Annotated in this window: 20 protein-coding genes; 12 read left to right on the top strand and 8 right to left on the bottom strand. The window is 62.7% G+C overall.

Annotation, left to right across the window (positions count from 1 at the left end; all coding sequences use genetic code 11):
* The coding region (locus tag RQH14_RS14435) for an aldehyde dehydrogenase family protein (RefSeq protein WP_311213874.1) at nucleotides 1-462 on the top strand (462 nt) is incomplete at its 5' end.
* Nucleotides 463-534: 72 nt separating this feature from the next.
* Here the strand turns inward: RQH14_RS14435 and RQH14_RS14440 are convergent.
* Complete coding sequence (locus RQH14_RS14440; protein ID WP_311213875.1) at nucleotides 535-1,041, bottom strand: hypothetical protein; 507 nt, start codon at nucleotides 1,039-1,041, stop codon at nucleotides 535-537.
* A 110-nt stretch (nucleotides 1,042-1,151) separates the two neighbouring features.
* Between RQH14_RS14440 and RQH14_RS14445 the strand changes: the two genes are divergently transcribed.
* Nucleotides 1,152-2,009, top strand: a complete 858-nt coding sequence (locus tag RQH14_RS14445) for a prephenate dehydratase (protein ID WP_043806369.1) — start codon at nucleotides 1,152-1,154, stop codon at nucleotides 2,007-2,009.
* A 32-nt stretch (nucleotides 2,010-2,041) separates the two neighbouring features.
* On the opposite strand, the gene RQH14_RS14450 is transcribed toward RQH14_RS14445, so the two are convergent.
* The 4 genes from RQH14_RS14450 to arsB are packed head-to-tail and all read right to left on the bottom strand — an operon-like array spanning nucleotide 2,042 to nucleotide 5,990.
* Entirely contained in the window at nucleotides 2,042-3,424 is a 1,383-nt protein-coding gene (locus RQH14_RS14450) for an FAD-dependent oxidoreductase (RefSeq protein WP_311213876.1), read from the bottom strand.
* 27 nt (nucleotides 3,425-3,451) lie between these two features.
* Nucleotides 3,452-4,429 carry a thioredoxin-disulfide reductase gene (trxB, locus tag RQH14_RS14455; RefSeq protein ID WP_311213877.1) on the bottom strand — a complete coding sequence of 326 codons (978 nt, stop codon included), beginning with the start codon at nucleotides 4,427-4,429 and terminating at the stop codon, nucleotides 3,452-3,454.
* 23 nt (nucleotides 4,430-4,452) lie between these two features.
* Nucleotides 4,453-4,875, bottom strand: coding sequence for an arsenate reductase ArsC (locus RQH14_RS14460; RefSeq protein ID WP_311213878.1), 423 nt, complete (start codon nucleotides 4,873-4,875; stop codon nucleotides 4,453-4,455).
* Nucleotides 4,872-5,990, bottom strand: a complete 1,119-nt coding sequence (gene arsB / locus RQH14_RS14465; protein ID WP_396136305.1) for an ACR3 family arsenite efflux transporter — start codon at nucleotides 5,988-5,990, stop codon at nucleotides 4,872-4,874. Before arsB ends, RQH14_RS14460 begins: the two co-directional genes overlap by 4 nt.
* Nucleotides 5,991-6,100: 110 nt before the next feature.
* On the opposite strand from arsB, the gene RQH14_RS14470 reads away from it, so the two are divergent.
* Complete coding sequence (locus RQH14_RS14470) at nucleotides 6,101-6,457, top strand: metalloregulator ArsR/SmtB family transcription factor (RefSeq protein WP_311213879.1); 357 nt, start codon at nucleotides 6,101-6,103, stop codon at nucleotides 6,455-6,457.
* Nucleotides 6,458-6,516: 59 nt separating this feature from the next.
* A complete protein-coding gene (locus RQH14_RS14475; protein WP_311213982.1) occupies nucleotides 6,517-6,999 on the top strand; it encodes an N-acetyltransferase family protein in 483 nt (160 codons plus the stop codon).
* A 118-nt stretch (nucleotides 7,000-7,117) separates the two neighbouring features.
* Here RQH14_RS14475 and RQH14_RS14480 read toward each other — a convergent pair whose 3' ends face one another.
* On the bottom strand, nucleotides 7,118-9,292 hold the full coding sequence (locus RQH14_RS14480) for an MMPL family transporter (RefSeq protein WP_311213880.1): 2,175 nt from the start codon (nucleotides 9,290-9,292) through the stop codon (nucleotides 7,118-7,120).
* Between the two features lie 166 nt (nucleotides 9,293-9,458).
* On the opposite strand from RQH14_RS14480, the gene RQH14_RS14485 reads away from it, so the two are divergent.
* The 5 genes from RQH14_RS14485 (at nucleotide 9,459) to RQH14_RS14505 (ending at nucleotide 13,492) form a co-directional block, all read left to right on the top strand.
* Complete coding sequence (locus tag RQH14_RS14485; protein WP_311213881.1) at nucleotides 9,459-9,965, top strand: MarR family transcriptional regulator; 507 nt, start codon at nucleotides 9,459-9,461, stop codon at nucleotides 9,963-9,965.
* A 29-nt stretch (nucleotides 9,966-9,994) separates the two neighbouring features.
* Nucleotides 9,995-10,810, top strand: coding sequence for a methyltransferase domain-containing protein (locus tag RQH14_RS14490; RefSeq protein ID WP_311213882.1), 816 nt, complete (start codon nucleotides 9,995-9,997; stop codon nucleotides 10,808-10,810).
* 102 nt (nucleotides 10,811-10,912) lie between these two features.
* Nucleotides 10,913-11,272 (top strand): YciI family protein, encoded by a 360-nt coding sequence (locus RQH14_RS14495; RefSeq protein WP_311213883.1) that lies wholly within the window; start codon nucleotides 10,913-10,915, stop codon nucleotides 11,270-11,272.
* Nucleotides 11,273-11,317: 45 nt separating this feature from the next.
* Nucleotides 11,318-12,490 carry a DUF6596 domain-containing protein gene (locus RQH14_RS14500; protein WP_311213884.1) on the top strand — a complete coding sequence of 391 codons (1,173 nt, stop codon included), beginning with the start codon at nucleotides 11,318-11,320 and terminating at the stop codon, nucleotides 12,488-12,490.
* 18 nt (nucleotides 12,491-12,508) lie between these two features.
* Nucleotides 12,509-13,492: an aldo/keto reductase gene (locus RQH14_RS14505; RefSeq protein WP_311213885.1), complete on the top strand. Its 984-nt coding sequence runs from the start codon at nucleotides 12,509-12,511 to the stop codon at nucleotides 13,490-13,492.
* Between the two features lie 28 nt (nucleotides 13,493-13,520).
* Here the strand turns inward: RQH14_RS14505 and RQH14_RS14510 are convergent, their stop codons facing one another.
* Nucleotides 13,521-14,576 (bottom strand): DNA polymerase IV, encoded by a 1,056-nt coding sequence (locus tag RQH14_RS14510; protein ID WP_311213983.1) that lies wholly within the window; start codon nucleotides 14,574-14,576, stop codon nucleotides 13,521-13,523.
* Nucleotides 14,577-14,763: 187 nt separating this feature from the next.
* Between RQH14_RS14510 and RQH14_RS14515 the strand changes: the two genes are divergently transcribed.
* Genes RQH14_RS14515 through RQH14_RS14525 form a run of 3 tightly spaced genes read left to right on the top strand, consistent with a single transcriptional unit; the run spans nucleotide 14,764 to nucleotide 16,525 of the window.
* On the top strand, nucleotides 14,764-15,387 hold the full coding sequence (locus RQH14_RS14515; RefSeq protein ID WP_311213886.1) for a LysE family transporter: 624 nt from the start codon (nucleotides 14,764-14,766) through the stop codon (nucleotides 15,385-15,387).
* 42 nt (nucleotides 15,388-15,429) lie between these two features.
* Nucleotides 15,430-15,783 carry a hypothetical protein gene (locus tag RQH14_RS14520; protein WP_311213887.1) on the top strand — a complete coding sequence of 118 codons (354 nt, stop codon included), beginning with the start codon at nucleotides 15,430-15,432 and terminating at the stop codon, nucleotides 15,781-15,783.
* A gap of 28 nt (nucleotides 15,784-15,811) precedes the next feature.
* Entirely contained in the window at nucleotides 15,812-16,525 is a 714-nt protein-coding gene (locus RQH14_RS14525; protein WP_311213888.1) for an ASCH domain-containing protein, read from the top strand.
* Here the strand turns inward: RQH14_RS14525 and RQH14_RS14530 are convergent.
* A complete protein-coding gene (locus RQH14_RS14530; protein WP_311213889.1) occupies nucleotides 16,515-17,552 on the bottom strand; it encodes a LacI family DNA-binding transcriptional regulator in 1,038 nt (345 codons plus the stop codon). The two genes, RQH14_RS14525 and RQH14_RS14530, sit on opposite strands and share 11 nt — an antisense overlap.
* Nucleotides 17,553-17,759 lie beyond the last annotated feature (207 nt).

The raw sequence follows: 17,759 nt of genomic DNA on the forward strand, positions 1-17,759 counted from the left end.
GGCCCGCTGCAAAACCGGCAGCAATACGACATCGTGGCCCGGCTCGTGGAGGCCGCCAAGGAATCCGGCGCCCGAGTGCTTCTGGGCGGAAACCCGGACGCGGAGCAGCCCGGCAACTTCTACCCCACCACCCTGGTAGCCGACATCGACAACGACAACCCTTTGGTCGCCGAAGAACAGTTCGGACCGGCCCTGCCGATCATCAAATACAGCACCATTGACGAAGCCGTCGCCAAAGCAAACGGGCTCGACGTCGGACTCGGCGCCTCCGTCTGGTCCTCAGACCTGAACGCCGCCCGCGAAGTCGCCTCCCGCATCCAAGCCGGCACCGTCTGGATCAACGCCCACGGCATGGTCAACCCCCTCATCCCCTTCGGCGGCTCCAAGCAATCCGGCTACGGCCTGGAGTTCGGAGCCGAAGGCCTCAAAGCACTCGGCGTCCCCCAGATCATCAACGGCTAACCCCCGCCGCCCTTTCCCAAGTAGGTAACAGATAACGTCGCAATGAGCCCTCATAGCGACGTTATCTGTTACCTACTTTTGCTTCCCAGTGCTTGGCCATGCTGCGATCGCAAGAATGATCACGCCGCATGCACCTACGACGACGCCGTCGAGCTCGTGCCCAAGCCTGGCGACAACGGCCGCTCCCAAGGCCAGGACTCCCGTCCCGGCCAGTAGCGGTCGCCGGGCGCTGGCACTCCATGCGATGAGCGCAACGCCGAAGAACGGGCTGTACTGAAATCCCAAGGCGACGTCGGCGAAGAAGGACACCACGGCCGCACAACAGAGAAGCCCGGAGGCGCTGGTCCGGTGAGCCCAACGCCGGCAGTAGAGGTAGACGATGAGAGCTGACAACAGGCTCAACCCGTGTGTCGCAACCTGCCACGGCCCTGATGCCAGGACGTTCTGTCCCGATGCTCTTGAAAGCAGGAATGCCCACAAGAGCGTGAACAGGCCGATGATCGTGCCCGCGAATCTTGCAACCCGCTGTTCGTTGACATTGTTTGCCGTGTTTCTTTGGAACGCTGTCGCAGTCGTCATCGGCCGCCCCCAATCCTTGTTGCGAACCTAGGGTCGGTGGCATCCAGTTGTCCAGTCACAGGGTGGACGCGGTTGGGAGCCCGGGCGCTCAGCGTGTAACCATGAGCATCATGGCCCAGAAGATTGCGTACCAAGGTGAGCCCGGAGCCAATTCGGATCTCGCGTGTAAGGAAATGTTCCCCGAACTCGAGAGCGTGCCGTGCGCCAGTTTTGAGGACGCCTTTGAGCTGGTGTCCACCGGGGAAGTCGATCTGGCCATGATTCCCATTGAGAACTCCATCGCCGGGCGTGTGGCCGATATCCACGTCCTGCTCCCTCAGTCCAAGCTGCAGATCGTGGGCGAGTACTTCCTGCCGATCCGTTTCGACCTTCTGGGCATTCCGGGCAGCACCATTGAAGGCGCTACGGAGGTCCACAGCCACATCCACGCTCTGGGTCAGTGCCGCAGGATTATTCGCGAAGCCGGCCTCAAGCCCGTGATCGCCGGCGATACTGCCGGTTCAGCCCGTGAGGTCCGGGACTGGAACGATCCCCGCAAGCTGTCCCTGGCTCCGCCGCTCGCCGCTGGACTGTACGGTCTCGAAGTCCTGGCTTCCGGTGTGGAGGACGATCCCACCAACACCACCCGCTTTGTTGTTCTGGCCCGGGAACGGGAGCTCCCCACCAAGGAAGAGCTGCCCGGCCCTGCGATCACAAGTTTCGTCTTCCGGGTGCGCAACGTTCCTTCGGCCCTTTACAAAGCACTTGGTGGCTTTGCGACCAACGGCCTCAACATGACGCGGCTGGAAAGCTACATGGTGGGCGACGAGTTCGCGGCCACGATGTTCCTTTCCGACGTCGAAGGCCACCCCGAAGACGCCCGTCTCCGCCGGGCCTTGGAAGAACTGGAGTTCTTCACTACCGAGGTGCGCGTCCTGGGTGTCTACGCCGCTGATGGTTACCGCGAACGGAACACTGTCAGCGCTTGAGCACCCGGACTGGAACGTCGGCCAGCCACGTTCTACCCGCCTGAACGGCCGTGGGCCAGCCCGGTGGGGAAGCCAACAAATGCCGGCTCTGGAGATGCGCAGCAGCCGGCCTCCTTCTCCGCTGCTGTAGCTGGTGACGAAGCAGCCACGGCAGGAACGCCACAGCTGGTACCTGCATCGGAGGAACAGACTCCGGTCTCCGGAAGTTCAAGGTGAACGGTGTCGGCCGCAGCCTGGTCGCCTGCGAGTGCCGCGGCCACGGAACGGACTTGCTCATAGCCGGTGGCCAGCAGGAAGGTGGGCGCACGGCCGTACGACTTCATTCCGACGATATAGAAGTCCTTCTCCGGATGGGCAAGCGCCTTCGCGCCGTGCGGCGGGACTGTGCCGCAGGAGTGGAATTCGGGATCGATCAGCGGTCCCAATTCCGTCGGCGCTTCAACAGCAGGGTCCAGGTTGAGGCGTAGTTCGCGGAGCATCGCAAGGTCGGGACGGAACCCGGTACAAGGCACGACGACGTCTGTCACCAGGGTGCGTCCGTCACCGGCCGTCACGGTGAGGCCGGGATCGGAATCGGTCAGCGAGCTCGTGCCGAAACCGGCGTGCAGTTCGATCGTGCCAGCGTCCACCAGCCGACGAAGCCTGACCCCGAGCTGGCCGCGGGCCGGCAGTCCATCCGAGTCGCCCCCTCCGTAGACCTTCTCTGCGGAAGCGCCACGAATGGCCCAGAGAATCTTCGTGTCAGGGGCGTCCTTGGCCAATTCCGACAGTTTGATCAGCGTGTTGGCTGCCGAGTGCCCTGCACCCACCACCAGGACGCGACGACCAGCGAAGGCGGCCCGGTCCCGGCCGGTAACATCGGGCAGGGGCGAAGAGATGCGGTCTGCTGCACGCTCCTCACCGATGGCAGGCAAACCCGAGGTCCCCAACGGGTTCCGGGTGGACCACGTTCCGGAGGCATCGATGACGGCTGAGACCATGACATCGCGTACCTCGCCCGCAGCGTATTCAACCCGGACGATAAACGGCGTGGTGTCGCGGAGACGCACATGGGTTTTGTCGAGCCCGACGCGGGTAACGGCGATGACACGGGCGCCAGTTCGCAGGCGGGAAGCAATTGCCGGGAGTTCTGCCAGCGGGGCAAGGTAGTCGTCGATCAGCTCCCCGCCGTAAGGCAAAGCCGTCGGTCGAGGCGATTCCCAGCCAGTGCCCTCGAGGAGCCGGACAGCTGCCGCATCCATGGTGAACCTCCACGGCGAGAAGAGACGGATGTGCCGCCATTGTTCGATTGCTGCCCCTGCAGAGCTGCCGGCTTCGAAAATGATCGGCTCAAGGCCGCGTTCGAGCAAATGAGCTGCGGCTGCCAGCCCAACCGGGCCCGCACCGATGACTGCGACGGGGAGGTTCTTGTCCATGCGTACTCGTATCTCCGTTGGTGAAACTCAGAAGTGGGTGGGCTCTTCGACCAATGCCGTGGCAATGCTGTGGGCGTCGTCCAAGGCGGCGAGGTAGCGCTCAGCATCGAGGGCAGCTGAGCAACCAGTGCCGGCGGCGGTGATGGCTTGGCGATAACGATGATCCACCGCATCACCGCAGGCAAAGACGCCCGAAAGGTTGGTGCAGGTAGTGGGTGAGTCCACTTTGATGTAGCCCTCGGCGTCCAGGTCAACCTGTCCTTCCACCAGCTCTGTTCGCGGCAGGTGTCCGATCGCAACAAAGATACCGGTGGCCGCCTGCTCCCGCGTTTCACCCGTCCGGGTGTCCTTGAGCGTCACGCCGGTGACCTTGGCGTCTCCGTGGATGGCCGTGATGGCCGAGTTCCACGCGAACGTGATCTTGGGATTGTCCTTGGCACGCTGGGCCATGATGCGCGATGCCCGCAGCTCATCCTTGCGAACCACGACAGTCACGGACTTACCGAAACGCGTCAGGAAGGTAGCTTCCTCCATGGCGGAGTCGCCGCCACCCACCACAATAATGTCCTGCTCGCGGAAGAAGAAGCCGTCGCAGGTGGCACACCAGGAGACACCGTGCCCGCTGAGTTTCTTCTCTTCCGGAAGCCCCAGTTCCTTGTATGCAGACCCGGTGGCCAGGATGACGGCCGAGGCCTCGTGCGTCTCGCCGCCTCCAGTGACCACCCGCTTGAGGTGACCCTTGAGGTCAACCTCAGTGGCGTCGTCGAACACTATCCGGGCTCCGAACTTTTCGGCCTGTTCCTGGAGTCCATCCATCAGCTCCGGCCCTTGGATACCAGCAGGGAACCCCGGAAAGTTCTCCACTTCCGTGGTGTTCATCAGGGCGCCACCAGCAGTGACGGAGCCGGCCAGCACCAAGGGATTGAGTCCGGCGCGGGCGGCGTAGATAGCGGCCGTGTAGCCGGCAGGGCCGGACCCGATGATGATCAGCTGTTCGGTGCTCATGGGACTCTCTCCTGGTGGTTGGATTACTTGGCTGTGGGGCTCAACGAGGCAATCAGGTTCTCGATGCGGGTCTTGATTTCGTCGCGAATGGGCCGGACAGCGTCCACTCCCTGTCCGGCGGGATCTTCAAGGACCCAGTCCTCGTAGCGCTTGCCGGGGAAGTAGGGGCATTCGTCGCCGCAACCCATGGTGATTACTACGTCCGATTCCTTGACGGCCTCTGTGGTGAGGACCTTGGGGATCTCGGCCGACATGTCGATGCCAAGCTCGGACATGGCTTCAACGGCAGCGGGATTGACCTTGTCGGCCGGCTGGGAGCCAGCAGACCGAACTTCGATGGCCCCCTGGGAGATAGCGGTGAGGAACGCTGCTGCCATCTGCGAGCGGCCAGCGTTGTGGACGCAGACGAAAAGGACGGAAGGCTTCTTTACGGCATCGGTGGTCATGAATTTCCTCGAAGGTCAGGCGGCGATATTGGTGGGGTGAAATAGCGCTTGCGCGCCCATAGGGCCACATACACAAGTGCAACAAGGACGGGTACTTCAATCAAGGGGCCGACGACACCGGCGAGTGCCTGACCTGACGTAACACCGAAGGTTCCAATCGCTACAGCGATGGCGAGTTCGAAATTGTTGCCCGCAGCGGTAAAGGCCAAGGTCGTGGTCTTGGCGTACCCGAGATTCAGCAAGCGGCCAATCACCATTCCGGCACCGAAGACCACAACGAAGTAGACCAACAACGGCAAAGCGATGCGAAGGACGTCCATCGGCCGGGAAATGATGGTCCCGCCCTGGAGCGCAAACAGGAGCGTGATGGTGAAAAGGAGTCCGTAGAGCGCCCAGGGACCAATCTTTGGCAGAAAGCTCTCCTCGTACCAGCCCCGGCCCTTGGCCTTCTCACCGATGACGCGGGTGAGTAGACCGGCGAGCAGCGGGATGCCCAGGAAGATCAGCACAGAAAGCGTTATGGCCCAGAAGGAGAAGTCGGCGGCCGTGGTGGGAAGTCCCAGGAGGGACGGCAGCCACTGGAGGTAGAACCACCCCAAAGCCCCGAACGCGACCACTTGGAAGACAGAGTTGATGAGCACCAGGACAGCGGCAGATTCACGGTCCCCACAGGCGAGGTCGTTCCAGATCATGACCATGGCGATGCAGCGTGCCAAGCCGACAATGATCAGCCCGGTCCGGTACTCCGGCAGGTCAGGGATGAACACCCAGGCAAGCGCGAACATGAAAGCTGGAGCCACTACCCAATTGATCACCAAGGACGTGACCAGCAGCTTTCGATCGGCCAGCACACGGAACGATTGGTCGTAGCGCACCTTGGCAAGAACCGGGTACATCATCACCAGCAGGCCTATGGCGATAGGCAAGGAGACTTCGCCGATCTTCACGGCCTCCAGTGCGGTATTCAGGCCGGGAATCAGGCCGCCCAGCAGCAGGCCCAGCGCCATGGCCGCGACGATCCACACTGGCAGGAACCGGTCCATGGCCGAGAGTTTCCCAGCGGCGTCATGACCGGCGGCACTCTGCTGAGCCGCGATGTACGTTGGGGTGCTCACTGAACTCCAGACTCATGTTGGTGGGTTGCCGAAAACCAAAGATTGATGAACTTCGATATGAGTATGTCCACCTATATCGATGATTGTCAATGTGTGTGCATAATGGATGCATGAACCCCGGGGAAACTCTTGAGCTGACACCAGTGGATGCAGAAGCGTGCTGCGAGCCGTCGGGACAACCATCAATCGACGACTACGAAGCACAGCTGAGGGCGTCCGTATTCAAGGCCCTCGCAGATCCCAACCGCCTGCGCCTGCTGTCCATCGTCAGGGGTTCAGAAGGTGGCGAGGCGTGCGTTTGCGACCTCACCCAGCCCCTGAACCTCGGGCAGCCGACAGTATCGCACCACCTGAAAATCTTGGTCGACGCCGGCCTCCTCCACCGAGAAAAACGTGGCACATGGGCCTACTACTCGCTCGTCCCCGGCGCCATAGAACGCACCACCGGCTTGCTGGAGAGCCTGTGACCAGCCAAGCGGTAACCGACCCACGTCCCAAGGACGGCAAAGGGGTCCGCATCCGATCCATGACAACGACGGACTGGCCACGCGTAAGGGAGATCTTCACTGCAGGCATCGAGTCTGGGCACGCCACCTTTGAAGCCGCTGCGCCAGAGTGGGAACAATTCGACGCAACGCGACTCAAGGATCACCGCCTCGTCGCTGAAAAGGAGGGTCAGGTTCTGGGCTGGACCGCCGTGTCCCCGGTGTCGTCGCGGGCCGCTTACACGGGTGTCGTGGAGCATTCCATCTACGTAGCAGGAGATGCCCGGGGTCTTGGCGTCGGAAAGAGCCTCCTCCGCGCCCTCATCGCCTCCACCGAGAATGCGGGTATTTGGACAATCCAAGCCAGCGTTTTCCCCGAGAATGCAGCCAGCCTCAGGCTCCACGACGATGAAGGGTTCTGCGTTGTGGGCCGGCGAAACCGAATCGCCCGCATGCCGCACGGCCCCCTCGCCGGGCAGTGGCGGGACACCGTCCTGATTGAGCGCAGATCTTCCGTGCTTTAAGCACCAGTGGACACCGTCGTCGGAACGGGCGACGCAACCCGGCGCCTGCATACCGGCCAGCGCGTGACCGTGGATGGAGGCGCCGGCTACGTCGACACGAGAGACCAACAGGACTGACTTAGCGCCCCACCGACGCCTCTTCCTCTTCACGAGGCCCCACCGCGTCCGACGAAGACTCACGCGCCAGCTTGTGCGGCCACCAGATCTTGCTGCCGATGTCGTACGCCAGGGCAGGTACCAGCAGCGACCGGACCAACACGGTATCCAGCAGCACACCGAACGCCACGATGAAGGCCAGCTGCACCAGGAACATGATGGGGATGACACCAAGCGCTGCGAAAGTAGCAGCCAGGACCACACCGGCGGACGTGATGACCCCACCAGTTACCGCCAGCCCCCGCAGGATTCCCGGGCGGGTCCCATGCTTCAGGGACTCTTCGCGCACACGGCTCATCAGGAAGATGTTGTAGTCCACGCCCAGCGCCACAAGGAACACGAAGCCAAACAATGGCACCGTGGCATCGGCGCCCGAGAATCCGAAGACCCCGTTGAACACCCACGCCGAGACACCCATGGCGGCACCGTAGGAAAGCACCACGGAGAGCACCAGCAACACCGGAGCCACCACGGAGCGCAGCAGCAGCATGAGGATGAACAGGATGACGATCAGCACAATCGGGATGATGACCACAAGGTCGCGCTGTGCAGTCGTGTTGGTGTCCAGCGCGGTCGCGGTCACTCCACCCACCAAAGCTTCGGGATCAACCTCGCGGACGGCCACCCGCAGCGACTTCACCGCTTCTTCCGCTTCAATGGAGTCCGCGGCCGAGTTCAGCGTCGCATTGATCAGTACCCTGCCCTCGCGCACGACCGGGTCAGATGGAGCGCCGGGAGCACCTGTGATGGGCACGTTTCCGTCGGCCAGCAGGTAGGCGTCGCCCACGCCGTCGGCGGTTTTGACCTTCTCCAGGACCTGCTGCGCGGAACCTTCCGAGGCGACCACGACGGCGGGGCTGCCGCTGCCGGCGTCGAAATGGCGCGCCAGTGCTTCCTGTCCGTCCACAGCGTCGGACGCCGAAAGAATGACGTCCGTTTGCGGAACCCCGTTGGCCTTCAATTGCATCAGGCCAGTGGAGGCCGCAAGGAGCAGTAGCACTGAAGCCACCCACACAACGCGGGGCCGGCGCGAGACCAGACGACCCGTGGCACGCCACAGACCCTTTTGCCCCTCAAGTCCGGTGACAATCTCAGGTTCGCGTTCGTCGTCGGGCAGCAACTTGGGACGGAAGGGCCAGAAGGCGGCCCGGCCAAGCAAAGCCATCAGTGCAGGCAGGAGCGTGAGCGCTGCGAACAAAGAGCAAAGGATGCCGGCAGCGGCCACCGGGCCCAGCGCCTTGTTGGAATTCAGATCGGAGAACAGCAGGCAGAGCAGCGCGATGATGACGGTGGCCCCGGAAGCGAGGATCGGCTCGAACGATGCCTTCCACGCCGTGATCGCAGCGTGCGTGCGGTTGGTGGTGTGGGTCAGCGCCTCACGGAACCGCGCCACGTACAGCAGCGCGTAGTCGGTAGCGGCACCAATCACCAGGATGGACAAAATGCCTTGGCTTTGGCCGTTCAGCTGGATCCAGCCTGCCTTGGCCATACCAAACACCAGCAAAATGGCGGCACAAAGCGCAAAGACCGATGTGAAGAGCACCGCCAGCGGCAGCACCACGGAGCGGTACACCAGAAGGAGGATTACGAACACTGCACCCAAGGCAACCAGGAGCAGGATGCCGTCGATCCCGCCGAAAGCGTTGACGAGGTCGGCGGTCAGGCCCGCGGGCCCTGTGACAAAGGCCGTCATGCCGTCGGGCGCTCCGGGCTGAACGACGTCGCGCAGTTCCTGGACTTTCTCGCGGAGTTCATCGGAGGAGGCCATCGGGACGATGAACTGGACGGCTTTGCCGTCTTCCGAAGGGATGGGCCCGACGACGGCGCTCCCCAGCTTGAGTGCCTCAATATCGGCTTTCAGCTGGGCTGCTTCGCCCAGTTGGGCAGGGGTGAACGCAGCATCGCTCTCAACGATGACTACGGCGGGGATCTCTTCGGAGTCCCGGAACTTGGCCTGCCAGTCGCCCGCCTCCGTGGCTTCTGCGCCTGCGGGGAGGAACGAAGCTTGGTCGTTGGAAGAAACCTCTTCCAGCCGCCCAAAGGTAGGGCCGCCAATGCCGGCGATGCCGAGCCACGTAATGACCAGCACCACGGGGATCAGCCAGCGCAGCCAGAACGGTACTTTCCGCGAGTTCATGAGTCCTTCTTCTGTGGGGATGCTTGAGGTCTTTATTCCATCACAGATTATCTCTATGATGGAACTATTCCAAGGGTTGGCTCAACCGGATGCCAAAATCCTTCACTGCTGGGAGTAATATCCGGAAGGCAGTAATCACCAGACAAACGCGGGCAGGAGGGCGGATATGTCGGACACACCAGCCACGCGCCCAGAAAACGCAGCTCCCCAAGAACTGGTGCGGCTCCTCCAGGACTTCACCCTCGAAGCCAACCACTACGTTGACGCAGCCGGCGGCCGAAACGACATGCACCGTACGGACCTCAACGCACTCGCCGTCATCATGCGCCACTCCGCGGCGGGCAAGGTGGTCACGCCGGGTGTTCTCCGCGCTGAACTCCGGCTCAGCTCCCCCGCCACCACGGCATTGGTTGATCGCCTGCATGCCTCCGGGCACGTGGTGCGCGAACGACTCGGCACGGACCGCCGGCAAGTTCAACTGCAGATGACACCCAAGGCCTATCGGGACGGAAGCGCCATGTTCATGCCGCTTGCCATCCGTATGGGCACGGCCATGGCCGCCTACAGCTCCGAGGAACTGGAGCTTGTCACCCGCTTCATGACGGACATGGTGGAGGCAACCCTCGCCGCGCGCGAGGAAGCATCCCAACCCGACGCAACGCATTCCACCTAATTCCACCTTCCAAGTTGTAGCGTTTCCCTATGAACGCGCAGCAGCCTGAAGATGTCTACACCCACGGACACCACGAGTCGGTTGTCCGGGCCCACGCCTCACGGACCGCCGAGAATTCGGCCGCGTTTGTGATCCCCCATCTCACCGCAGGGACTTCAGTGCTCGACGTCGGGTGCGGACCCGGGAGCATCACCTGCGATTTCGCGGGGATGGTTTCGCCCGGGCAGGTGATCGGTTTGGACCGTTCGCCGGATATTGTCGCCCAGGCCACCGAACTGGCAACTGAGCGTGGCGTGGACAACGTGACCTTCCGGACCGGCAACATCTACGATCTCGACTTCGAGGACGAGTCCTTCGACCTCGTCCATGCCCACCAAGTCCTCCAACACCTCACCGACCCCGTAGCCGCCTTGCGCGAGATGCGCCGGGTGGCCAAACCCGGTGCGATCGTTGCCGTGCGCGACGCTGATTTCCACGGCATGAGCTGGTACCCGGAAGTTCCGGAGCTCGACGACTGGATGGAGCTGTACCAGAAGATCGCCCGCCGCAACGGAGCAGAACCCGACGCCGGCCGACGCCTGGTTTCGTGGGCCCAGCAGGCTGGATTCACCCAAGTGGCTCCCACCAGCAGCAACTGGCTCTACGCCACCGCCCAGCAGCGCGCCTGGCAGTCGCGGGTCTGGAGCGAAAGGGTGCTGCACTCCGCATTCGCTGAGCAGGCGTTGGAATACGGTTTCGCCAATGAAGCCGACCTCGCCCGGATCGCCGCGGGCTGGCACCGCTGGGGAGCCACCGATGACGGGTACTTCCTCATCCCCAACGGCGAGGTCATTGCACGGGCCTGAAGCTTTTGAAAAGAATTTCCCGAGCCATGTAGAAAAGCCCACCGCAGTTCCGACCCATGAGTGAAGGCAACCACAAAGGGTGCCCCTCGCAAGGAGTTTGAGATGAAATACATGATCATGATGTTCGGGTCGGCCGAGGGCATGATGGAAACCGCCGATCCGGAGTGGATCAAGGAAATGATCGGGTTCATGATCCAGATCGACAAGGACCTGACCGAGTCCGGCGAGCTCGTTTTCAACGCAGGGCTGGCCGACGGCAGCACCGCGAAGCTCGTCAAGCAGACCCCGGACGGCGTCATCACCACTGACGGCCCCTATGCCGAGTCCAAGGAATCGCTGGTGGGCTACTGGGTGGTTGATGTCGCGAGCGAGGAGCGCGCGGTGGAGATCTGTTCAGGCATCGTGAAGTACGCGCAGGTAGTCGAGCTTCGCGCTGTTCAGGAAGCGCCCCCGGAGGTCTAGCTGGACCTTCCACCGGAAGCACCAATAGAGGACCTGCTGCGCACCTTGGCGCCGCAGGTCCTCGGCGCGCTGGCAAGGACTCACGGCCAGTTCGATGCGTGCGAGGACGCCGTCCAGGAAGCACTCCTTGAAGCCTCCCTTCAGTGGCCAACGGCCTTGCCGGACAACCCGAGGGCGTGGTTGATGACTGTCGCAAGCCGCCGGTTGGTGGACATGTGGCGCAGCGAAAGCGCCCGGCGCGGCCGGGAGGAACGCGCCTCAGCCATCGATTTCCCCGCAGGTCCAGTCCCGGAAGCAGATGACACCCTTACCCTCATGTTCCTGTGCTGCCATCCGGTACTGTCTGCACCATCGCAACTCGCCTTGACGCTTCGCGCAGTTGGAGGACTCACGACGGCGGAAATCGCCTCGGCTTTCCTGGTCCCCGAAGCGACCATGGGACAGCGCATCAGCCGCGCAAAACAGGGGATCCAGAAGGCGGGAGCCACCTTCACCCTGCCGCCTGCGTCCGAGCGCAAGGCGAGGCTCGGCGTCGTTCTTCACGTCTTGTACCTGATCTTCAACGAAGGTTACGCGGCAAGCTCGGGTCCATCCCTGCAGCGCGAAGAGCTCACCACGGAAGCCATCCGGGTGACGCGCCTGCTGGTGGCCGTCGCACCGCATGAGCTTGAGGCCGTCGGCCTGCTGGCGCTGATGTTGCTGACCGATTCCCGGCGGGCGGCGCGTACTCTGCCGGACGGAACACCGGTGCCGTTGGCGGAGCAGGACCGAAGCCTGTGGAATCAGGAGCAGCTGAAGGAGGGCATCGCGCTGTTGTCCTCCGTGCTGGGGCGTGGGGCGGCCGGGCCGTATCAACTTCAGGCGGCCATCGCTGCCGTTCACGCAGAGGCCGCCGCAGACGAACAGACTGACTGGCCGCAGATTCTGGCCCTCTACACGGTCCTTGATGCCGTCGCACCCAGTCCCGTGGTCACCCTGAACCGGGCGGTAGCTGTGGCCATGGTGCATGGGCCCGTCACTGGGCTGGAACTATTGATCGGCCTGGATGAAGCGCTCGGCAGGACCCACCGCTTGGACGCCGTGAGAGGCCATCTACTGGAGATGGCCGGCTCCTACGCTGAGGCCCGCGCAGCGTATCTCTCGGCCGCCAAGAAGACGGCCAGCCTGCCGGAACGAAAGTACTTAATGGGAAAAGTTGCGCGGATGGACGAGCAATAACCCCATATAGTCGAATCCATGGAACAGCGCATACTTGGCAAGACCGGCCGGTCCGTCTCAACCGTCGGGCTGGGAACGTGGCAACTCGGAGCCGACTGGGGTTCCGTCACCGAAGAGGACGCCTTTGCCGTCCTGGAAGCCTCTGTACAAGGCGGCGTCAACTTCTTTGACACGGCAGACGTCTACGGTGATGGCCGAAGTGAGCAGTTCATTGGCCGCTTCCTGCGCGCCAACCCGGACCTGCACATCACGGTCGCCACCAAGATGGGCCGTCGGGTGGATCAAGTCCACGGGAATTACACGCTCGAGAACTTCCGGGCCTGGACCGACCGCTCTCGGCGCAACCTGCAGCAGGACACCCTGGACCTCGTTCAATTGCACTGCCCTCCCACGTCCGTGTACAGCAGCGACGAAGTCTACGACGCACTGGACACCTTGGTCAGCGAAGGCGCCATCCGCAACTACGGCGTCAGCGTCGAGCGCACGGATGAGGCGCTCGAAGCCATCAAGCGCGGGAACACCGCTTCCGTGCAGATCATCCTCAACGCCTTCCGCTTGAAACCACTCGACGAGGTGCTGCCCGCAGCCAAGGAAGCGGGCGTTGGCATCATTGCCAGGGTGCCGCTGGCCTCCGGCCTGCTGTCCGGGAAGTACACGCCGGATACCCAATTCCCGGAAAACGATCACCGCAATTACAACCGCGACGGGTCCTCATTCGACGTCGGCGAGACCTTCTCCGGCGTCGATTTCGCCTCTGGCGTCAAGGCCGCACAGGAGTTCAGCGGTTTAGTGCCCGACGGCGTCAGCACCGCCCAAGCGGCCCTCGCCTGGGTCATCGCCCAGGACGGCGTCACAGCGGTCATTCCCGGTGCTCGCTCAGCTTCGCAGGCAGCTGCAAACGCCGAGGCCGGTGGGCTGCAAGCTCTTGGCGCAGGCTTGACTGAAGGGGTCCAGGACATCTACGACCGTTACTTCCGCGAAGCGATCCACCCGCGCTGGTAGCTGACGGGCCGCCGTCGTGCGCTGGTTTTTACCAGCCGCTGCGCGTCGGCGTATGGCCTTTGCGGGCCTCTTCGGGCATGGACATCTCTGCACGCAATCCGAGGAGCCGAATGGGACGGTCCGGCTCCATTTTTCCTGTGAGGTCCAAGGCCTGCGCGAGGACTTCTTCCCTGTCGAAAGTCTCGGGAATCTTCCTGGCGTAGGTCTTGGTGAAGAACGGCGCGTAGCGGACTTTCAGGGTCAGCCCGATCACCGGGCGTCCCTCCGCTGCGACGTCTTCCAGGACGCGGGCGGTCAGTTCCTTGATGGCGTCGCTGATCTGGGTGGGCTCGGTGAGGTCCTGCTGGAAGGTGGTCTCGCGGCCATGTGCCCGGGCGACCCACGGAGTGTCATCCACTTCGCTGGAACCCTCACCGCGTCCCAACTGCGCATACCAAGGGCCCATCTTGGGGCCAAACTCCGTGACGAGATCCAGGGGATTGCATGCGGCAAGCTCAGCCACCGTAGTGATCTGGTGCTTCGCCAGCCGTTGCGACACTTTGCTCCCGACGCCCCACAATTCCTTGGTGGGCTTTTCGCCCATGACGTCGAGCCAGTTCTCCTTGGTAAGCCTGAAAATTCCGGCGGGTTTGCCGAAATCCGTGGCATTCTTGGCGCGGACCAACGTGTCACCGATGCCCACACTGCAGTGCAGTTGGGTTTGCTCGAGGACGGCGGCCTGGATCTGCCGGGCATAGGCGTCCGGGTCCTCAGTTTCGATACCAACGAAAGCCTCGTCCCAGCCAAGCACTTGAACCGTGGCTCCCGGCTGTGCGCGCAGCGTGGTCATCACTACATCCGAGGCCGCCAAATACGCCTCCTGATCAACCGGCAGGATGATGGCGTCGGGCACTTTCCGGGCCGCAATCCTGAGCGGCATCCCCGAGCCGACGCCGAACGCCCTGGCTTCGTAGGATGCGGTGGACACCACAGCCCGCTCCGTGGGGTCGCCCCGGCCTCCGACGATGATCGGTTTGCCCGCGAGCTCGGGCCGCCGGAGTATCTCGACAGCGGCAATGAACTGGTCCAGATCGACGTGCAGCACCCACGGGATTCCGCTCACGGCACCAGTTTGCCCTACGCCGTGGCCTGGGCTGTACCTTCCCCACCTACTTTGAGCTTCGGGAGCCCGGGAAACAACCTATTCCGGGTGCATTTTGCTGTCGCGAGGACCAGACAAGGTCAGGAAGCAACGCGTCCAAACCACCCACTGACCGGGCATAAGCTGAGGTGTGCAGTTTTCACTTTGGCTGGCCCTGGTTGGTGCCGGCACCCTGATCAGTTTCACTCCCGGCGCCGGCGCCATCTTCACCATGAGCAACTCGCTCAATTCCGGCTTCCGACGCTCCATCTGGGGCATTCTCGGACAGCAGGTGGCTCTGGTCATCCACATCGTCATCGTTGCCTTGGGTGTCGGCGTACTGGTTTCCAACTCGCCGGTCATCTTCAACGTCATTCGCTACGCGGGCGCGGCCTACTTGGTCTACCTGGGCATCCGGCAGTTCCTGCGCAAGCCGGACCTGGACGAGGAAAAGGTGGAAAGCGAGAAGAACGAGTCCGCCCTGTCCATGTTCCAGCGCGGCATTTGGGTGAACCTGCTGAACCCGAAGGCAATTGTCTTCTTCCTTGCCTTCATGCCGCAGTTCATCAGGCCAGACCAACCCCTGCTTCAGCAGTACGCTGTGCTGACGGCCACGGTCTTGTTCATTGACATCATGGTGATGTGGTTCTTCTTCGCCCTTGCCGCCAGGTCCTTCCAACGGTTCACCCACGATCAACGCGGCCAAACAATTTTGAACCGCATCTTTGGCTGCCTGTTCGTCCTTGTGGGCATCCTGCTCGCAGTCATTCACTAGCTCCAGCGGCGCCGCAGCAAACGCAGTGCTACCGTCGTGGGCATGGAAGCGGACTGGATCGAACACCGACGCACGGACGATGGCGAGCACGTGGGGTGGATGAAACCCGTTGACAACGGATTTGTTGCCATCGATTTGTTGGGACGCCCGCGCACGGAAGTGGTGGATTGGTTCACCGCCGAGGAAACACTCGATGACCTCGGCCTGCGATACCTCGCCGACCCCCACGAATTACTGCTCGACGACGGCGCTTGGCTGCGCGTCCGGATCGCCGAAGTCACACCTGACACGGTCAGGGTGAAAAAGGAAGATTGGGGCGATATGACCGCTCCGCAGATCTACTTCACCGTGCCCAACCCCGTCTCGGAGGACCAGCTTCGCCCGCTCTCCCGTTGATAACCACCCCGTGTGCAAGGCTTCACCTATGGAACCTTTGAATTCGGAACGTCGGGTCATCGAGGCAGCCGAAGCGCTCGCCAAGACCCTCGGCACCGATCTAAACCACACTGTTGCAGCAGCCGCTATGGACGCGAACGGTCACATCTACGAGGCCGTCAACGTCCATCACTTCACCGGTGGCCCCTGCGCTGAACTCGTCGCTTTAGGTATTGCTGCCACAGCAAAGGCAGGACCGTTAGTCACCATGGCAGCAGCTGGTTGCGGGGGACGCGGGCTGATTTCACCGTGTGGCAGGTGTCGCCAGGTGATGCTCGACTTGCACCCAGATATCCTCGTAGCCGTTCCCACGACGGACGGACCACAGATGCGACCCATCGCGAAGCTGCTTGCGGACGCGTATGCCTTTCCGGAAAGCAACGCTGAGCGGGTGGTCCGCTTCAACAAGCGCTACTACGACGCGATTGTTAGTGGCCGGAAGACCTCGACGGTTCGATGGGACGAACAAATATCAGTCGGTACGGCGCTCTTCTACTTCGAAGACGACGTAGAACACGCGCCGTTGCAGGGCCACGTTCTTGAAGTCCAACACCACCGGCTCTCTGAATTGACGATCGAGAAGCTCCGACTGGAGGCAGGCGCAAGCGTGGAGGACTACGTTGAGGGGCTTAAGCGCCACTACCCGTTCATGCCGCCTGAGGCATATGTCGATGTCGTCGACTTTCGAGTAGCTAAGACGTAGATCCCCGAACCACCAGCGAGCTCTCGAGCGTCACGTGGGGCTCGTCCAGCGGCAGGCCCTCCATGAGCCCTCGCAGCTGCTCCCCCGCTTTACGACCCAAGGGCGTTGCCGGCAGGTGCACGCTGGTGAGGCTGGGGTTGCTGGTGGCTGAGTAGGGCAGGTCATCGAACCCTGCCACAGCCAGCTGCTCCGGGATCCGAACACCCTCCACACGTGCTTCCTGGAGAACGCCGTAAGCGTGCGTGTCAGTACAGCAGACGACGGCGGTCACCCCCTCGCGCTGCCACTCCGGCCAGGCGTCGGCGAACGCGGCGGCGGCAGCACCGACGTCGATCGGGGTGCTGATGACATGGCCAGGGGCTACCGAAAGTCCACAAGCCGCAGCCTCCGCAAGGAAGGCCTCGCGCCGCAACTGGAACGTGGTTGTTCCCGTCACGCCATCCACATAAGCGGCGCGGGTGTGCCCGGAAGACGCCAAATGCCGGGCAAGTTCCCGCGCACCCTGGGCGACATCAAGGTTCACGGACGGCGCGTAGGACTCAAGACCGGGTGCATCCAATAGGACCAGCGGGCCGGCCGCGGACAGATCTTCCAGGAACTCTGCGCTGGGCGCTCCCACCAGCAAACCGGCGGGGCGCAGCGCCAGGAGCTTGCGGACATCGTCAGCCTGCGGCGACTCACCGGCGTCGGTCACGGAAAGCAGCAGCTGATACTGGGATCCAAGCGATTCCCGTACGCCTGCAATGACGTTGGCGAAGAAGGGGTTGGAAACATCCGGTGTCACCAGGATGACAATCGAACTGACGCCGCGGGCCAGGGAACTGCCGATGCTGTCCACCACGTAGCCGAGTTCGGAAATAGCCAAGCGGACCCGGGAGATGTTGTCCTCGGAGACGCGCCCTTGGGTTTTTCCGTTCGCCACCAGGGAGACGGTCGCCGTCGAAACGCCTGCTCGGGCAGCCACCATCGCGGCCGTCACCCGAGGCGAACGGGGCGCGCGGCCGTGGCGCCGATCCAGGGATTCCATGCATCGATCGTAGCGGTCATAGACCGGCCTGACCTGCGACAAGGCATCAAGCGCTTGACGTTGCTAAGACATCATCCACACGAGAGCAACGTTAAGCGTTTGACGTAACCCACAAACCAGTGCCAGAATTCCCCTGAATGCTTAGCGCCCTGCCCGGGGCAAGTACCTGGCAGGCCCCAATGACGTGGAGAGAACCGTGGAACCCAA

The sequence above is a fragment of the Arthrobacter sp. WCS2018Hpa-7 genome, assembly GCF_031843805.1.
Taxonomy (GTDB): domain Bacteria; phylum Actinomycetota; class Actinomycetes; order Actinomycetales; family Micrococcaceae; genus Arthrobacter.